A 17,623-nucleotide genomic window follows, 5' to 3' on the forward strand; every position below is an offset into this window, starting at 1 on the left:
ACCGAGTTGGTCAGTCAAGGCCCGCCGAGCGCAGCAGCACGCCGAAGGTCTGGTAAGTCCGGTCGAGGTCAACGGAATCCGGGGCGATGCGCCACTGCTGGTGGATGCCCATGACCGCGCCGAGAAGCAGCACGCTCAGTTCCTCCGCGCGCACGCCGTCGGCGAGTTCGGCCCCTTCGATCCACGAGCGCACCTGGTCGCGCAGTGCTCCGTGCAGGTCGGCGTACCACTTGCGCAGCGGCGAGCCCGGCTCCATGGCTTCGGCGATCAGGGTGACGAAGAGCTGGGTCGACGGACTGCCGGTGAACGTGACGAGAGCCCGCAGCGCGTCGTCGAGGGAGCGCGCGTCCGTCTGGGTGCGCAGCTGCGCGACGACGTGTTCGACCACCGCGGCCAGCAGGCCTTCCTTGTTGCCGAAGTGCCACGGGATCGAGCCCCGGCTCAGCCCGGACCTGGTGGCGATGTCCTCGAAGGTCGTCTGCCGGTAACCGCGTTCGGTGAACAGCTCGGCGGCCGCCGTGACCAGCAGCCGGCGGCTCTCCTGGGTGGTTTCCGCTCGCCTGGTCGCCCGTGAAGTCGTCACGAGCGGAGCCTACTACTGGCTGGCCAGCCGTTCACTGGCTATGCAACACTCCCTATGTTGGCCAACATAGGGAGTAGCCATGAAGTGGGTCACCTACCGCTCTGAGCTGGGCGATCGTGTGGGCGTGGTGGAGAACGGCAGCATTCACGCGCTGGCACGCGGCGCCGAGCTGGCCGAACTCGTCGGCCGTGGCGCCGACGGCCTGCGTGAGGCGGGCGAGCGGGCGCTGCGGTCACCGGACGAGGTGGTGCCACTGGCCGGAGCGACGCTGCGCGCGCCGATCCCGCGGCCGCCGGCGATCCGGGACTGCCTGTGCTTTCTCGACCACATGCGGAACTGCCAGGAGGTGATGGGCACCGGCCGCACGCTGAACGACGCCTGGTACGAGATCCCGGCGTTCTACTTCGCCTGCCCGTCGACGGCGCTCGGCCCGCACGAGCCGGTGCCGATGGCGCCGGGCAGCCGCTGGTGGGACTTCGAGCTGGAGATCGCCGCCGTGCTCGGCACCGGGGGCCGCGACCTGACGCCGGACGAGGCGGAGCGGGCGATCGTCGGCTACACGATCTACAACGACTGGTCGGCCCGTGACCTCCAACTGCGCGAGTCGCCGCTGGCCATCGGGCAGGCCAAGGGCAAAGACAGCGCCACCACACTCGGGCCGTACCTGGTGACCGCCGACGAACTGGAGCCGTACCGGCGCGACGGCAGGCTCGCGCTCGAGGTCGAGGCCACGGTCAACGGTGAGCGGGTCGGCGGCGGCCGCACCGATGCGATGGACTGGACCTTCGGTGAGGTGATCTCGTACGCGTCGCGCGGGGTCGACCTGCTGCCGGGCGAGGTGTTCGGCTCCGGCACGGTGCCGTCCTGCTGCCTGATCGAGCACTTCTCACCCGGCGACCCGGCTTCGTTCCGCGGCTGGCTGCAACCGGGCGACGTGGTGTCGCTGCGGGTGGACGGGCTGGGGGAGACGCGGCAGACCGTCGTCGCCACGCCCGATCCGCACCCGATCCCCGCGCGGCACAATCCCGACGCCGTGCCGCGCCGCAAGCGGGTGAACCCGGCGCGGTCGCCGAGGGTGCCTTACACCAAGGGCCTGCACGAGATCGGCCCGGACGTGTGGGCGTGGCTGCTGCCCGACGGGGGTTACGGCTGGAGCAACGCGGGCCTGGTCGCGGGCGCGGGCGCGTCACTGCTCGTGGACACGCTCTTCGACCTGCGTCTGACCGGCGAGATGCTGGCGGCGATGAAACCGGTGACCGACCGGCATCCGCTGACCCACGCGGTGCTCACCCACGCCAACGGCGACCACACCCACGGCAGCCAGCTGCTCGGCGACACCGTGCGCGTGGTCGCCGCAGCGGACACCGCCCACCAGATGCACACCGAGATCGCGCCGGACATGCTGGCCGCGGTGCGGGTGGCCGACCTCGGGCCGGTGCTCACCCCGTTCCTGCGTGAGCGCTTCGGCCCGTTCGACTTCGACGGGATCCGGCTGCGCCTGCCGGACGTCACCTTCGACCGGGAACTCACCCTCGACGTCGGCGGGCGCGAGGTGCGCGTGCTGAACCTGGGGCCCGCGCACACCAGCGCGGATTCGGTCGTGCACATTCCGGACGCCGGGGTGTTGTTCGCCGGGGACCTGCTGTTCGTCGGCTGCACGCCGATCGTGTGGGACGGGCCGATCGCGAACTGGATCGCCGCGTGCGACACCATGCTCGCGCTGGACGTCCCGACGATCGTGCCCGGCCACGGGCCGGTCACCGACGCCGAGGGCGTTCGCGAGGTGCGCGGTTACCTCACCCACGTCGTGGAGCAGGCCGACGCCGCGCACGCGAAGGGCCTGACCTTCCGCGAGGCGGCCGAGGTCGTCGATCTGGCCGAGTACGCCGAGTGGCTCGACGCCGAGCGGATCGTGGTCAACCTCTACCGGCGCTACCGCGAACTCGAACCCGGCATGACCGCGCTGGCCCAGCCCGAACTCCTCGCCCTGATGGCCGAATGGGAGGCCGCGCGATGACCCGGCTCGGCACCTCCGCCTACACCGGCCTGCCGTGGCGCATCCACGAGTTCACCGGCGACTTCCAGGTCGAGGACACCTGGGCGTTCCGCACGCCGGGCGCCGGTCCGGGCGACTTCCCGGTGATGCTGGCCGCGATGCGGGAGCGTGGCGGGCTCGCGAACCAGCCCGCGCCGGTCCGGTTCCTGTTCGCGGTGCGCTGGAAACTCGGTGCCATCTTCGGCTGGGACAAGCCGTCGGCCGGGGTCGGTGCGCGGGTCGCGTCGCTGCGCGACCGCCTGCCCGCCGACCTCCGCGACGCCCCGCGCGGCCCGGACAGCGAGCAGCTGCCGCTGACCCCGGTGTACGAGCTCGGCACGGAAGCCGCCCGCGAACTGGCGAACAAGACGGTGCACACGGTGATGCACCTCGGCTGGGCACCCCGGCCCGACGGCGACCACGAACTGCGGATGACCGTGCTCGTCAAGCCGAACGGCCTCTTCGGCAGGCCGCCATCGCACCGTTCCGCCACCTGGTCGTCTACCCGGCCCTGACCCGGCGGTGGGAACGCGCCTGGCAGGACCGCAACCGCGGGTCAGCTTCGGGGTTCGCCGAGTAGGCGGCGCAACTCGGGCAGGACGCGGCTGAGGTCCTTTGTGGTCTGGAAAACGACGACGCTGCCATTCTCGGCGTCACGTGGTTCCGCGGTGAACAGGGCGAGCACCTCGGCCATCGCGGTGTCGAATTCGGCGTCGGGGTGTTCGGTGAGGCCGCGGAGCCAGCGGCGCAGGACGTGGTTGTGCGCGGTGACTACGGCGGCGGCCATCAGTTCGGCGCGCAGTGCGGTGTCCTCGCCGCCGCCCAGCCAGTTGTGCAGGAACTCGCGGAAAAGCCGCTTGTACTGCTGGGTTCCGGCGATCTCCCGGTCCCGCAGCGCGGGCACGCTGCGCGTCAGCCGGTAACGCGCCAGTGCCTGCTCGCCTTCGGCCAGGTAGTGGCGCAGCACCAGCCCGGCCGCTTCGGTGACCGCGACCAGCGCGGTCTGGTGCGTCGATCCCCGCAGCCGGGCGTCGATCGCGCCGAGCAGCACGTCGTGGTCGGGGAAGATCACGTCCTCTTTGGACCGGAAGGTGCGGAAGAACGTGGTGCGCCCGACCCCGGCGCGCTCGGTGATGTCCTCGACCGTGGTGGCGTCGTAACCGCGTTCCTCGAACAACGCGAACGCGGCGTCGATCAGCCGTTCCTTCGCCGGTTTCGCGGGCATCGGTCTCCTTCTGCGGCTACCCCTCAGCTTAGGGCTGTGGCGCCGGTCATAGGGCCCGCTCCTACTCGCCGGTACTGAGTACCGTAAACACGGTATCTGGTTCCAACGAAGGGTGCAGAGGTGGAGCGAGTCGGGGTCGTCGGATGCGGGCAGATGGGGGCCGGGATCGCGGAGGTGTGTGCCCGCGCGGGACTGGACGTGGTCGCGGTCGAGTCGAGCGCGGCCGCCGCTGAAGCGGGCCGCCGTCGGCTCGAGGCGTCGCTGGCCCGTGCCGAGCGGAAGGGGAAGGTCGCTTCCGCCGCCGAGGTGCTGGACCGGATCCGGATCACCGAGAGCCTGGACGACCTGGCCGACCGCACTTTGGTGATCGAGGCGATCGTGGAGGACGAGCAGGTCAAGGCCGAGCTGTTCGGCCAGCTCGACAAGATCGTCACCGCACCGGACGCGGTACTGGCCTCCAACACGTCGTCCATCCCGATCATGAAGCTGGGCACGGTGACCAGCAGGCCCGCCCAGGTGCTCGGCATCCACTTCTTCAACCCGGTGCCCGTGCTGCCGCTGGTCGAGCTGGTGCCGAGCCTGCTCACCGCGGAATCCACTGTGGACCGTGCGCGTGCGTTCGCCCAGGAAGTCCTTGGCAAGCAGGCGATCCGATGCCAGGACCGGGCCGGGTTTGTGGTCAACGCGCTGCTGATCCCGTTCATCCTCGCCGCGGTACGCATGCTCGAATCGGGGTTCGCCAGCCGCGAGGACATCGACGAGGGCCTGGTGCGCGGCGCCGCGCATCCGCAGGGCCCGCTCGCGCTGGCCGACCTGATCGGTCTCGACACCACGAAGGCCGTCGCGGAGTCGCTGTACGAGGAGTTCAAGGAGCCGCTGTACGCGCCGCCGCCGCTGCTGGCCAGGATGGTCGACGCCGGCTTGCTGGGGCGCAAGAGCGGCCGCGGCTTCTACACCTATTCCTGAGGTTCCCGGGTGGCGCGTTCGACGAGTTCGAGGACGTGCTCGTAGGTGTGCCCGGTGGCCCGGGTCATGCCGAGTTCGCAGGTGCGGTTGCAGGAGACGTAGGCGTCGAAGGGGCCTTTGGCGGCGAGTTCATCCGCTTGCCGTGCGGTGGCCGACGCGGTGAGTTCGGGGTGCAGCAGGCCGCGGTCGCCGGCGAAGCCGCAGCATCCCCATTCGTCGGGCACGGTGACGGTGGTGGCGACCGCGGCCGCCAGTTCCTGGAGCGCGCCGGTCAGGCCCAGGCGGGTCGCCGAGCACGTCGGGTGCAGGGCCACGGCCGTGGCGGGCGCGGTGATCGTGAGGTGCGGCAGGACGCTGGTGCGCACGAAGTCCACGGCGTCGAGCACCTGGATCGCGGCGAAGCGGTCTGGTGCTTCGGCGAGCATGGTCCGCAGTCCTTCGGTGCACGAGGACGCGTCGCCGACCACCGGGATCCGCCCGCCGTCGGTGGCCGTCCACAACGCGGGCAGCACGCGCCGCGTCATCTCCTGGTAGCCGCGGGTCATGCCCTTCGACTTCCAGGGGGTGCCGCAGCACAGGGCGGCCACGCCGTCCGGAGTGGCCAGCCTGACGCCCGCGCGGTCGCACAGCGTCCGGAAGGCGTGTGCGGCGCCGGGGCCGGTGCTGCCGAACATGGTTTCGGTGCAGGACGCGAACAACACCGCGTCAGCGGGCCGATCGGTGAGGTCCTCGCGCCGCTTTCCGCCACGCGGCAGGTCGGGCGACCACCGCGGGACGGCGCTGCTTGCCTTGCGGGCCAAGCCGTTCGCGCGCTCGACGAGTGGTTCGGGTAGTCCGGCGGCGGTGGTGAGCGCGGTCGCGGCGACGCGGGTCGTGACGTCCCAATGCCGTGCCGCGGCGGCCCATCCCGTCGCCGCGACCCGGCCGGCGTGCTCGGCGCGCAGCCGCTTCATCAGGTCACCGGTGTTGATCGTGACCGGGCACGCGGTCTGGCACATCCCGTCGACCGCGCAGGTCTGGATCGCGTCGTACTCGTATTCGGCGTCCAGTGCTTCGAGGGTGGCCGTGTCACCGGCCAGGCGTGCGCGTTCGCGTTCGCGCCGCAGCACGATCCGCTGCCGTGGCGTGGTGGTGAGGTCACGGCTCGGGCAGACCGGTTCGCAGAAACCGCATTCCACGCAGCGGTCGACCTCCTCGTCCACCGGCGGCGCGGTCTTGAGGTCGCGGAGGTGGGCGGCCGGGTCGTCGTCGATGAGCACGCCGGGGTTGAGCAGCCCGCGTGGATCGCACAGCCGCTTGATCTCGCGCATCACCTCGTACAGTTCGTCGCCGTACTGGCGGCGCACGAAGGGTGCCATCATGCGCCCGGTGCCGTGCTCGGCCTTGAGCGAGCCGCCGCGGCCGAGCACGAGGTCGGCCATGTCGTCGGTGAACGCGGCGAACCGGTCCAGCGGCGCGCCGTCGCCGAGGCGCTCGGTGAGCATGAAGTGGATGTTGCCGTCCTTGGCGTGGCCGAAGATCACGCTGTCGTGGTAGCCGTGCTTGGTGAACAGCCCGGTGAGCGCGTCGCAGGTGGGCAGGAGTTCGGGCACCGGGACGACGATGTCCTCGAGCAGCGCGGTCGTGCCTTCGGGCCGGGCCCCGGCGACCATGGCGTAGAGACCTTTGCGGACGTGCCAGTGCCCGGCGCGGGTGGCCGCGTCCGCGGACAGCGCCGCCGGAACGGTGGTGGGCAGCGACCCGAGCGTGGCGCCCGCGGCGGCGGCCAGCTCGTCGGCTTCGCCTGCCGTGCCCGCCTGGTATTCGATCAGCAGGGCCGCGTGCCGATCGACCGCCAGGCCACGCAGGGCCGCGGTGGCCTTGGCGTCGCGCTGCCCGACGCGCAGCGAGGTCGCGTCGAGCAGTTCGATGGTCGCCGGGCTGGTGGCGACCAGGGACGGCAGGGCCCCGGTCGCCGCGGCGAGGTCGTCGAAGACGAGCAGCCCGGTGCGGGCGTGACCGTGCAGCGGCACCGTGCGCAGGACCACGGAGGCGATGAACGCGAGCGTTCCCTCACTGCCCACGGTCAGGTGGGCGAGGATGTCCGCGGGCCGGGTGTGGTCGAGCAGGGAGTTGAGCCCGTAGCCCATCGTGTTCTTCATCGAGAACTGCTGCTCGACGCGCCTGCGCAGGCTCGGTTCACCGCGTACCTGGTCTCGCAGCCGGGAAAGACCGGCGTACAGGTCCGGTTCGGTGGCCCGCAGCCGGTCGTCGGCGTCGGGTGCGCCGGTGTCCACCACCGTGCCCGACGGCAGCACGAGCTGGAGGGAATCGAGGGTGGCGTAGCTGTTGGCCCAGGTGCCGCAGGCCATTCCGCTGGAGTTGTTGGCCACCACCCCGCCGATGGTGCAGGCGAACTCGCTGGCCGGGTCCGGCCCGAGCTTGCGGCCGAACCGCGCGAGCCGGGTGTTCACCTGCCGCACCGTCGCGCCGGGCCCGACCCGGACCCGGGCGCCGTCGTCGAGCACCTCGATGTCCCGGAAGTGGCGGCGGGTGTCGAGGAGCACGCCCGCCGTGCCGCCCTGCCCGGACAGGCTGGTGCCGCCGCCGCGGAAAGCGAGCGGAACCCCGGCCGCCCCGGCGGCGGCGAACAGCCGTCCGACCTCTTCCGCGCTGCCCGCCACGACCACCGCACGAGGCGTCAGCGCGAAGTGCGAGGCGTCGTGGGCGTAGGACAGGCGGTCGGTGAGCCGGGTGCGCACCCGCGCGGGATCACCGGTCGCCGCGCGCAGGAGATCCAGCACGCCGGGGCTCGTCGCTCGTTCCACGCCCCCAGTTTCCCCGGTCGGGCTCGCCGCGGCGACGGCCGGTGTGATCGACTTGACGCGCCGGATCGATCGGGGAGTGGAGAGCCATGGACGGGGAGACGTTGCTGAAGACCGCGGCCGGCCACGCCGAAGGACTGCCGGGTGCCGGGCTGGAGCACCCGTTCGGGCCCGACTGGGAGGTGTTCAAGGTGCGCGGCAAGGTCTTCCTGCTGATGACCGAAGTTCCCGGGCGGCCGGTGGTGATCCTCAAGTCCGATCCGGAGGAGGCCAGGGCCCTGTGCGCGCAGTACCGGAACATCACCCCCGGCTACCACATGAACAAGCGGCACTGGATCACCGTGGCAGGCGGGAAGGCCGTCGGCGGGGAGCTGGTCAGGGAACTGGTGACCGAGTCGTACCGGCTGGTGGTCAGCGGGCTGCCGCGGGCCCGGCGGCCGGTCGATCCGCTGACCTACGGGCGGTCCTGAGGTGCGGGTGGTCCATTCCGGACAGTGAGCGGAGCCGTCCGGCGCGGACGCCGTTGGCGATGACGAAGACCTCGGCGAGTTCGTGGATGAAGACCACGGTGGCCAGGCCGAGTGCCCCGGCGGCGGCGAGCGGGACGAGGGCGAGCACGATTGCCGCGGACAGGCCGATGTTCTGCAGCATGATGGTGCGGGCGCGGCGGGCGTGGGCCAGTGCCTGGGGCAGGTGCCGCAGGTCGGTGCCCATCAGGGCGACGTCGGCGGTTTCGATGGCGACGTCGGTGCCCATCGCGCCCATGGCGATGCCGGTGTCGGCGGTGGCCAGCGCGGGGGCGTCGTTGACACCGTCGCCGACCATGGCGACCCGGCCGCGGTCGCGTAGTTCGGTGACGAGGCGCGCCTTGTCCTCGGGGCGTAGTTCGGCGTGCACGTCGGCGGGGTCGAGCCCGGCTTGCGCGGCCAGCGCGGTCGCCGTACGGGTGTTGTCGCCGGTGAGCATGACCACGCGCAGGCCCATTTCGTGCAGGGCGCGCACGGTGTCGGCCGCTTCGGGGCGGAGCTCGTCGCGGATGCCGATCAGGCCGAGCACGGCCCCGGCGTGCTCGATGACCGCGACGGTGGTGCCGGTTTCCTGCAGCCGCGCCACTTCCGGCCGCAGCGGGCCGGGCTCGATCCAGGTCGGCTTGCCGAGCCGGGCCGGTGCTCCGTCGACGACGCCTTCGAGTCCCGCGCCCGGCACGGTGACCACGTCACAAGCGGGCCGGGGATCGGGCACGGCGTCGAGAATGGCGGCGGCGAGGGGGTGTTCACTGCGGGCTTCGAGCGCCGCGGCCACGGCGAGCACCCGGTCGGCCGGAATGCCTTCGGCGGGCACGATTTCGGTGACGGCGGGACTGTTGCGGGTCAGGGTGCCGGTCTTGTCGAGCGCGACGGTGCGGACCGCGCCCAGCTCTTCGAGGGCGGCGCCGCCCTTGACCAGCACGCCGAACCGGCTCGCCGCGCCGACGGCGGCGATCACGGTGACCGGCACCGAAATCGCCAGCGCGCACGGGGCCGCGGCGACGAGCACGACAAGTGCCCGCTCGATCCAGGTGGCCGGGTCGCCGAGCCACGCGCCCAGTCCGCCGATGACCAGCGCGAGGACCATGATGCCGGGCACCAGCGGCCGCGAGACGCGGTCGGCGATGCGCTGCCGGGTGCCCTTGCGCTGCTGGGCGTCCTCGACGATGCGCACGACCTTGGCCAGCGAGTTGTCCTGGACCGTGGCGGTGGCTTCGACGGTGAGCACGCCGGTTCCGTTGATCGATCCGGCGAACACGGTGTCACCGGGCCCGATCTCCAGCGGCACGGATTCCCCGGTGATGGCCGAGGTGTCCACACTGGACTGTCCGGATCGGACGGTCCCGTCGCTGGCGACGCGTTCCCCGGCGCGCACCACCATCACCTCGCCGACGCGGAGTTCGCCGGGGGCGATGGTCACCTCACCGCCGTCGCGCAGCACGCGGACCCGCTCGGGCACCAGGGCGAGCAGGGCACGCAGGCCGCGGCGGGTGCGGGCGAGGGAGTAGTCCTCCAGCGCTTCGCTGATGGAGAACAGGAACGCCAGCATCGCGGCTTCGGCGAACTGCCCGAGCAGCAGCGCGCCGATCAGCGCGATGGTCATCAGGGTGCCGACCCCGATCCGGCGCCGCCACAGCGCCCGCACGGTGCCGGGCACGAAGGTGAATCCGCCGACGGCGGCGGCGAGCAGGTGCAGCACGGTCCCGGTGACCGGCGAACCCAGCCACCCGGCGGCAAAACCGGCGGCCAGCAGCACTCCGGCGGCCGCGGCGAGCTGGATCTCCCGCACCTGCCACGGCTTCCGCGGCGGCGGCGAGTCGTCGTGCTCGTCGGCGGCGCAGCAGTCGGCGCTCATACCGGGTCCGGCTCGGTCGCGGCGAGCGTGTGCTGCCCGATCGGGGTCAGCCGGTACATCACCAGCTTGCCGTCACGGCGGGAGGTGACCAGCCCGGCCGAGCGCAGCTGGCGCAGGTGGTGCGAGACCAGCCCCTGCGACGAGCCGGCGATCCACGCCAGGTCGCACACGCACAGCTCGGTCCCGGCCTGCAGGACGTGCGCGATCCGCAGCCGGGTCGGGTCCGCCAGCGCCCGCAGCCGCTCCGCGCGGCGCGTGATGGCCTCGAGGTCGGGCAGTGCCGCGCGCAGGGCCTCGGCGTGGTCGAAGTCGATGCACAGCAGCTCGCACCGGTCGTCGCTCATGCCGTCAATCTAACACACGTTGTTATGTCGAAGTGTGCCCTCGGCTGTCCAGGATCATCAGGGCGACGTGCAGTGAGGTGCGTGATTCGGGCGAGTCGAGTGGGACGCCGAGGATGCGTTCGAGGGTGCTGAGGCGGCTGTAGAGGGTCGGGCGGCTCAGCCCGGTCTGCTCGGCGGTTCTCGTTTTGGCGCCACCGTTTTCCAGGTGGGTGCGCAGCAGCGGGAGCAGCGGCGGCCCGGTTCGCGCGTCGTGGTCCAGGAGTGGGCCGAGTTCGCGTTCGGCGAAGGCTTGGAGCCGGTGGTCGTCCTGGAGCAGGGTGAGCAGGCCGCGCAGCCGGACGTCGGTGGTGCGGTACAGCCGGTGTGCCTCGCCGAGGCTGAGCCCGGCTTCGGCGAGCTGGGCGGCCTCGGCGAGGCCGTGTGCGGCCTGGAGAACGCCGGAGGACGGCGCGGCGGTGCCCGCGACCCAGCTTTCCGGCTCGATGCGGAACCGGTGGCGGCGCAGGTTTTCGGTGATCGTGGCGAGCGCGCTGTCCGCGTGGTCGCAGGAGATCAGGCAGGCCACGGTGCCTTCGCGGGTCAGGGTCAGGATCGCCGTGTGGCCCGCGGCATCGACCGCGCGCCGGACCGCGGTGAGCAGGGCGCGGTCGAGTTCGCCGCGGTCGAGCACGTCCTGCTGCGGCCGCCGCGGTGAGCGCACCACCAGCGGGGCGTACTGGCTCCCCGGCCGCAGCCCGAGTGCGGTGGCGCGGGTGATCGCCTCGGCTTCGTCGGAGATCTGCCCGCCGCGCAGCTCTTCGAGCAGACCGCCGTGTGCCTGCCCGAGGAGGGCGTCGCGGTCCTGTTCGATCATGCGGCGCAGTTGCAGCGACTGCGCGGCGCGTTCGAGGACCGTCGTCGCGCGGGTGGGGTTGTCCGCGGCGACCGGGAGCACGAGGCGCGCCCAGCGTTCGGGGCCGAGCCCGACGGTGACGGCCGACCAGTCGTGCGAGTCCCGGCGCGACCGTTCCGCCCAGTTCTCCAGCAGTTCCGCGGGTGCGTGCCCGGCCGCGCTGAAGGCCAGGACGTGCCGGTTGAGGTCTTCGAGCACCAGCGGCGCGGCGAGGATCCGCGAGGCGCGGGCGACGATGTCCGCGGTCGAGGCGCGGGCGATGTTGAGCGAGGTGAACACCTCGTGGGTGGTGCGCGCGAACTCGAGCTCCTCGTAGCGGTCGGCGATGATCATCTGGTGCACCCGCTGGGTGACCTCGACGAACCGGATGGGACGGGCGAGTGCCACGACCGGCAGCCCCGCCGAGTCGGCCGCGGCGCCCAGGCCCTCGGGGATCGTGGACAGGTGGGTACCGAGTTCGACGATGAGCCCGCGTGCCCCGTGCGCGCTGAGGCTGTGCAGGTAGCCGCTGACCTTGGCGGGTTCGCCCACCAGCGGCAGGCCGGTGGTGAGCACCAGCTCGCCGCCCTGGAGCAGGCCGGTGGGATCGCTCGATTCACTGATGTGCACCCAGCGCACCGGCTGGTCGAGGTGCGCCGCGCCGCCGACGACCTCGGGCTGGCCGGCGGTCACGAGGGGGAGCGCGAGCACCTCGCGCACGGTCGGAATCACCGACGAAGTGTAAAGAATCCAGCGCGTACTTGTACATCTCGTCGGCCGCCGAGTGGGCAGAGTGGTCCGTGGAAAGACGCTGGGAAGGATGGACGATGGCTGGAAGCACGAGGATCGCGCACTGGGCCGCCAACGAGCTCTTCGACGGCACGAGCGACACCACCGCCGAGGTGACGAACCCGGCGACCGGTGCCGTCACCGGCGAGGTCGCCCTGGCCGGCGTGCGGGACGCGCGGCAGGTCATCGCGGCCGCCGCGGAGGCGTTCCCGGCCTGGCGGGACAGCTCGCTGGCCAAGCGCTCGGCGGTGCTGTTCCGCTTCCGTGAGCTGCTCAACGAGCGCAAGGACGAGCTGGCCGCGCTGATCACCGCCGAGCACGGCAAGGTGCTCTCCGACGCGCTCGGCGAGATCAGCCGCGGCCAGGAGGTGGTGGAGTTCGCCTGCGGCATCCCACACCTGCTCAAGGGCGGGTTCAGCGAGAACGCCTCGACCGGGGTGGACGTCAGCTCGCTGCGCCAGCCGCTCGGTGTCGTCGGCATCATCTCGCCGTTCAACTTCCCGGCCATGGTGCCGATGTGGTTCTTCCCGATCGCGATCGCCGCGGGCAACACCGTGGTGCTCAAGCCGAGCGAGAAGGACCCGTCCGCGTCGCTGTGGCTGGCGCGGTTGTGGGCCGAGGCCGGGCTGCCCGCCGGGGTGTTCAACGTGCTGCAGGGCGACAAGGTCGCCGTCGACGAACTGCTGGCCAATCCCGCGGTGAAGGCGGTCAGCTTCGTCGGCTCGACCCCGATCGCGCGGTACGTCTACGCCACGGCGACCGCGAACGGCAAGCGCGTGCAGGCGCTCGGCGGCGCCAAGAACCACGCCGTGGTGCTGCCGGACGCGGACCTCGACCTGGCGGCGGACGCGATGGTCAGCGCCGGGTTCGGCTCCGCGGGAGAACGCTGCATGGCGATCTCCGCGGTGGTCGCGGTCGGCGCCATCGCCGACGACCTGGTGGCGCGGATCGCCGATCGCGCGCGGGCGGTCAAGACCGGGGACGGCACCCGGGACGCCGACATGGGCCCGCTGGTCACCCGGGCGCACCGGGACAAGGTCAAGGGCTACGTGGACCAGGCCGAGCTGGACGGCGCGAAGGTGGTCGTCGACGGCCGCCAGGTGCGGCCGGACGGCGGGGAGAACGGCTTCTGGCTCGGCCCGACGCTGCTCGACCACGTGCGCCCGGAGTTCTCCTGCTACACCGACGAGATCTTCGGCCCGGTGCTTTCGGTGCTGCGCGTGGACACCTACGACGAGGCGCTCGCCCTGGTCAACGCCAACCCGTACGGCAACGGCACGGCGATCTTCACCAACGACGGTGGCGCCGCGCGGAAGTTCCAGAACGAGGTCGAGGCCGGCATGGTCGGCATCAACGTGCCGATCCCGGTGCCGGTGGCCTACTACAGCTTCGGCGGCTGGAAGAACTCGCTGTTCGGCGACACCCACGCCCACGGCACCGAGGGCGTGCACTTCTTCACCCGCGCGAAGGTCGTCACCACCCGCTGGCCCGATCCCAGCCACGGCGGCGTGAACCTCGGCTTCCCGCGGAACGTCTGAGAGGCGAGCGGATGACTGCGAACGCACTGAGCCCCGAAGCCGCCCGCACCTACGAACTCGACCGGCGGCACGTGTTCCACTCCTGGTCCGCGCAGTCCACAGTGGACCCGATGGTGATCACCCGCGCCGAGGGCTGCTACGTCTGGGACGGCGCGGGCAACCGGCTGCTGGACTTCTCCTCGCAGCTGGTGAACACCAACCTCGGGCACCAGCACCCGCGTGTGGTGGAGGCGATCGCCGAGCAGGCGCGGCGGCTGGCGACCGTCGCCCCGCAGCACGCCAACGACCAGCGCGGTGAGGCCGCGCGCCTGATCGCCGAGCGCACACCCGGCGACCTGGACCGGGTGTTCTTCACCAACGGCGGTGCCGACGCGAACGAGCACGCGGTGCGCATGGCCCGGTTGTCCACCGGACGGCCGAAGGTGCTCACGCGGTACCGCTCGTACCACGGCGGGACGCAGACCGCGATCAACCTCACCGGCGATCCGCGGCGCTGGGCCAACGACTCCGGCACCGCCGGCGTGGTGCACTTCTTCGGGCCCTACCGCTACCGCAGCCACTTCCACGCCGAAACCGAGCAGCAGGAGTGCGAGCGCGCGCTCGAGCACCTCGCGCAGGTGATCGAGCTGGAGGGGCCGCGGACGATCGCGGCCGTGCTGCTGGAAGCCATTCCGGGCACCGCGGGGATCATGGTCCCGCCGCCGGGTTACCTGGCCGGGGTCCGCGAACTGTGCGACCGCCACGGCATCGTGCTGATCATGGACGAGGTGATGACCGGCTTCGGCCGCACCGGCGCCTGGTTCGTCAGCGGTGACGAGGGTGTGGTGCCGGATCTGCTCACCTTCGCCAAGGGCGTCAACTCCGGTTACGTGCCGCTGGGCGGGGTGGCGATCTCGGAGCACATCGCCGCGCACTTCGCCGAGCGGCCGTATCCCGGCGGGCTCACCTACTCCGGGCACCCGCTGGCGTGCGCGGCCGCGGTCGCCTCGATCACCGCGATGGAGGACGAGGGCGTGGTCGGCAACGCGCGCCGCATCGGCGCCGAGGTGCTCGGCCCGGAACTGGCCAAGCTCGCCGCCCGGCACCCGAGCGTGGGGGAGGTGCGCGGCCGGGGGGTGTTCTGGGCCGTGGAACTGGCCACCGCGGCCGCTGACGTGATGCCCGACCTGGTCGGCACGGCAAAACGGCTGGGGCTGCTGCCGTTCACCAACGCCAACCGGATCCACGTGGTGCCGCCGTGCACGATCACCGAGGCCGAGGCGCGGGACGGGCTGGCGCTGCTCGACCAGGTGCTCGACCGGGCCGACGAACTCGTCGCGCGCTGAGGGTTGAGTGTGCCCCAGGGGCACGGTGTGCACTGGGTTCCGAAGTGATCAACCGAGGTCACTCGTAGCCCGGAGGCAAGCGTGAAGAGGTCACGGGCGGCCGCGTGCGCCGCTTCGGCAATGGTGCTGGCGCTGACGGGAGTGCTCGCCACTCCCGCGGCCGCGACCGGGGGACCGGTCACGCACGAGGAGAACGACCGCGTGCCGGAGGGGGCCGCGTGGACGCAGCACTACTTCCCGTCCTCGGACGGGTCCGATGTGGAACTGCACGCCGACGTGCTGTTGCCGGAGGACCTGCCCGAGGGCGGGAAGGTGCCGGTGATCCTGTCGGCGGGTTCGTACTTCGGGCATTCGGGGCAGCTCGACGTGGAGGACTGGCAGCACGCCGGCCCTTCGGCTCGGTTCAACGACTTCATCGAGGGCACCGATCTGTTCGACCGCGGGTACGCGTTCGTGATGGTCGACGTGCGTGGGTTCGGTGGCTCGACGGGCTGTCTCGACTTCGCGGGCCCGGGTGAGCAGGCCGACGTGAAGGCGGCGATCGACTGGGCGGCGAGCCAGCCGTGGTCGACCGGCGCGGTCGGCATGTACGGCAAGTCCTACGACGCGATCACCGGGCTGGTGGGCAACAACCTGAACCAGGACGCGCTCAAGGCGGTGGTCGCGCAGGAACCGATCTGGGACCTGTACCGCAACATCCGGTCCAACGGGGTGCCGCGGTCGACCATCGTCAACGTTTCCAACACCTACAACAAGATCGCCACGCTGCCGCAGCTGCCGGACGACGATCCCCGCTACCTGGCCAACGCCGAGTACGAGGAAGCCCATCCGGAATGCCTGCTGGCCAACACCGCCGGCTACCAGACCGCCGACCCGGCGTCTGAGTACTGGCGTGTCCGCGACCTGGCCGCGGGTGCCCAGGGCAGTGACACCCCGCTGTTCGTGACGCAGGGCTTCCTGGAGTGGAACACCGAACCGGAGGCGATCCAGGAGTACCTGGAGAACCACCAGGGGCCGCAGCGCGGCTGGCTCGGGCAGTGGGACCACAAGCGCGGCAACGACCGCACCCCGGACGGGCGCCTGGAGATGGGCCGCGAGGGCTGGTTCGCCGAGACGATGTCGTTCTACGACCAGTACCTCAAGGGCATCGAACCGCCGGTCCGGTACCCGGACTACGCCATCCAGGACAGCACCGGCACCTGGCGCGCCCAGGACAGCTGGCCGGTCGCGGACGGCACCACCACGATTTCGCTCGGCGACGGATCCTATGTGGACAACGGTGCCGAGGCCGGTCCCGCACCGGAGAACAGCTTCTTCACCTGGTCCGAGCCGCTGGCGAAGCCCACCCGGCTGACCGGCACGCCGCGGTTGTCGCTGACCGCCGAGGGGCACGGCAACGTGATGGTCAAGCTGTACGACGTCGCGCCGGACGGCACCGCGGTCATGTTCGACGAGCAGGTGTCCACAGTGGATGGTGGCGAGCTGGCCTTCGACCTGAAGTCGACGGACTGGACGCTGCCCGCCGGGCATGCGCTGGCGGTGGAGATCGGCACCATCCAGGCCAACGCGCTCAACGACTGGATCGACACGCCGTCGCGCAAGCGGATCGAGGTGACGGGCGCCCGGCTGGCGCTGGCCACGGACGATCCGGCCGACGACGTCGCCACCGAAGGCGCTCGCGCGCCCTACCTGGACACGTACCTGGGCATCTACACCTCGAAGCTGCCGATCGGGGAGCCGGAGTTCACCCTGCCCTGATCGGTACTGTGCGGTGGCATGACCATTACGGCGGGCCTGGTCCGCGATCTGTTGCGGGAGCAGCATCCGGACCTGGCCGGGCTGCCGATCCGTGAGGTGGTGGGCGGCTGGGGCAACCAGATGTGGCGGCTCGGGGACGAACTGGTGGTGCGGATGCAGCGCAGGGACCCCACTCCGGCGCTCCAGCTGAAGGAGCGGCGGTGGTTGCCCGTGCTGGCTCCGCGGCTGCCGCTCCCGGTGCCGGTTCCGGTGCGGTTCGGGGAGCCGTCCGAGCGCTTTCCGAAGCACTGGACGGTGATGACGTGGGTGCCGGGCGAGCCGCTGGACCACGGCTCGATCACCCGGGGCGCCCATGCGGCCGACACGCTGGCGGACTTCCTCCGGGCCCTCCACGGGGCGGCGCCCGCCGAGGCGCCGGTCGCCACGGATCGCGGTGGCCACCCCCGTGACTGCGCGGACGGCTTCGAGCAGTTCTTCCAGGCTGTAGTTCCTGATGACGTCGCCGCCGAGGTGCGGTCCGTGTGGGATGACGCCCTCGCGGCCGGGGTGTGGGAGGGCGCGGCGGTATGGGTGCACGGGGACCTGCATCCGGCGAACGTGGTGGTCGCGGACGGAACGCTCGCGGGCGTCGTCGATTTCGGTGACCTGTGCGCCGGGGATCCCGCGTGGGACCTGGCTGCTGCGTGGGTGCTGCTGCCGGAGGGCGGGGCGTCGCGGTTCTTCGACGGTTACGCGTCCGCGGACGAGGCGACCGTCCGGCGGGCCCGGGGGTTGGCTGCGCTGAAGAGCCTTTTCCTGATGCTCATGGGCCAAAACGGCATCCGGGGCCTCCCCGGGGGCAAACCACACTGGGGTCCGTTGGGCCGGGCGGCGCTCGAGCGGGTGCTCAACGGTCTCTAATCGCCGCCCGACTTATCGCCCCTCGCCGACCGGCATCACCGGATGCGGAATCCGGTGGACCCGGATTCGGACTCCCTGCGCTGCGTGCCCCTCGACCGGCCCA

14 protein-coding genes are annotated in these 17,623 nt (G+C 71.6%); 8 read left to right on the plus strand and 6 right to left on the minus strand.

All coding sequences use genetic code 11. The features are described 5' to 3' along the window. Positions 1-10 precede the first annotated feature (10 nt). Complete coding sequence (locus tag A4R43_RS01695; RefSeq protein WP_113690648.1) at positions 11-583, minus strand: TetR/AcrR family transcriptional regulator; 573 nt, start codon at positions 581-583, stop codon at positions 11-13. Positions 584-662: 79 nt separating this feature from the next. On the opposite strand from A4R43_RS01695, the gene A4R43_RS43700 reads away from it, so the two are divergent. Then, positions 663-2,600 carry a fumarylacetoacetate hydrolase family protein gene (locus A4R43_RS43700; protein WP_113690649.1) on the plus strand — a complete coding sequence of 646 codons (1,938 nt, stop codon included), beginning with the start codon at positions 663-665 and terminating at the stop codon, positions 2,598-2,600. Then, positions 2,597-3,133, plus strand: coding sequence for a DUF2867 domain-containing protein (locus A4R43_RS01705; RefSeq protein WP_236808709.1), 537 nt, complete (start codon positions 2,597-2,599; stop codon positions 3,131-3,133). Before A4R43_RS43700 ends, A4R43_RS01705 begins: the two co-directional genes overlap by 4 nt. A 41-nt stretch (positions 3,134-3,174) precedes the next feature. On the opposite strand, the gene A4R43_RS01710 is transcribed toward A4R43_RS01705, so the two are convergent. Beyond that, a complete protein-coding gene (locus A4R43_RS01710; RefSeq protein ID WP_113690650.1) occupies positions 3,175-3,843 on the minus strand; it encodes a TetR/AcrR family transcriptional regulator in 669 nt (222 codons plus the stop codon). 153 nt (positions 3,844-3,996) lie between these two features. On the opposite strand from A4R43_RS01710, the gene A4R43_RS01715 reads away from it, so the two are divergent. Further along, positions 3,997-4,809: a 3-hydroxybutyryl-CoA dehydrogenase gene (locus A4R43_RS01715; protein ID WP_236809405.1), complete on the plus strand. Its 813-nt coding sequence runs from the start codon at positions 3,997-3,999 to the stop codon at positions 4,807-4,809. Here A4R43_RS01715 and A4R43_RS01720 read toward each other — a convergent pair. Then, positions 4,800-7,616 carry an FAD-binding and (Fe-S)-binding domain-containing protein gene (locus A4R43_RS01720; RefSeq protein WP_113690652.1) on the minus strand — a complete coding sequence of 939 codons (2,817 nt, stop codon included), beginning with the start codon at positions 7,614-7,616 and terminating at the stop codon, positions 4,800-4,802. The genes A4R43_RS01715 and A4R43_RS01720 overlap by 10 nt on opposite strands. An 86-nt stretch (positions 7,617-7,702) precedes the next feature. On the opposite strand from A4R43_RS01720, the gene A4R43_RS01725 reads away from it, so the two are divergent. Further along, entirely contained in the window at positions 7,703-8,083 is a 381-nt protein-coding gene (locus A4R43_RS01725) for an MmcQ/YjbR family DNA-binding protein (protein ID WP_113690653.1), read from the plus strand. Here the strand turns inward: A4R43_RS01725 and A4R43_RS01730 are convergent. The 3 genes from A4R43_RS01730 to A4R43_RS01740 are packed head-to-tail and all read right to left on the minus strand — an operon-like array spanning position 8,025 to position 11,942. Then, positions 8,025-9,995 (minus strand): heavy metal translocating P-type ATPase, encoded by a 1,971-nt coding sequence (locus tag A4R43_RS01730; protein ID WP_113690654.1) that lies wholly within the window; start codon positions 9,993-9,995, stop codon positions 8,025-8,027. The genes A4R43_RS01725 and A4R43_RS01730 overlap by 59 nt on opposite strands. Beyond that, positions 9,992-10,339, minus strand: a complete 348-nt coding sequence (locus A4R43_RS01735) for an ArsR/SmtB family transcription factor (RefSeq protein ID WP_113690655.1) — start codon at positions 10,337-10,339, stop codon at positions 9,992-9,994. The genes A4R43_RS01730 and A4R43_RS01735 overlap by 4 nt, the downstream gene beginning before the upstream one ends. A 22-nt stretch (positions 10,340-10,361) precedes the next feature. Further along, positions 10,362-11,942, minus strand: coding sequence for a PucR family transcriptional regulator (locus A4R43_RS01740; RefSeq protein WP_113690656.1), 1,581 nt, complete (start codon positions 11,940-11,942; stop codon positions 10,362-10,364). 95 nt (positions 11,943-12,037) lie between these two features. Here A4R43_RS01740 and A4R43_RS01745 point away from each other — a divergent pair, with 95 nt between their 5' ends. The 4 genes from A4R43_RS01745 to A4R43_RS01760 all read left to right on the plus strand — a co-directional run bounded on the left by A4R43_RS01745 (position 12,038) and on the right by A4R43_RS01760 (position 17,520). Then, on the plus strand, positions 12,038-13,537 hold the full coding sequence (locus A4R43_RS01745) for a CoA-acylating methylmalonate-semialdehyde dehydrogenase (protein WP_113690657.1): 1,500 nt from the start codon (positions 12,038-12,040) through the stop codon (positions 13,535-13,537). A gap of 11 nt (positions 13,538-13,548) precedes the next feature. Beyond that, on the plus strand, positions 13,549-14,862 hold the full coding sequence (locus A4R43_RS01750; RefSeq protein WP_113690658.1) for an aspartate aminotransferase family protein: 1,314 nt from the start codon (positions 13,549-13,551) through the stop codon (positions 14,860-14,862). An 81-nt stretch (positions 14,863-14,943) separates the two neighbouring features. Next, entirely contained in the window at positions 14,944-16,620 is a 1,677-nt protein-coding gene (locus A4R43_RS01755) for a CocE/NonD family hydrolase (RefSeq protein ID WP_236808710.1), read from the plus strand. An 18-nt stretch (positions 16,621-16,638) separates the two neighbouring features. Beyond that, positions 16,639-17,520 carry an aminoglycoside phosphotransferase family protein gene (locus A4R43_RS01760; protein WP_113690660.1) on the plus strand — a complete coding sequence of 294 codons (882 nt, stop codon included), beginning with the start codon at positions 16,639-16,641 and terminating at the stop codon, positions 17,518-17,520. Positions 17,521-17,623: the final 103 nt, after the last annotated feature.

The organism is Amycolatopsis albispora (genome assembly GCF_003312875.1).
GTDB lineage: Bacteria > Actinomycetota > Actinomycetes > Mycobacteriales > Pseudonocardiaceae > Amycolatopsis > Amycolatopsis albispora.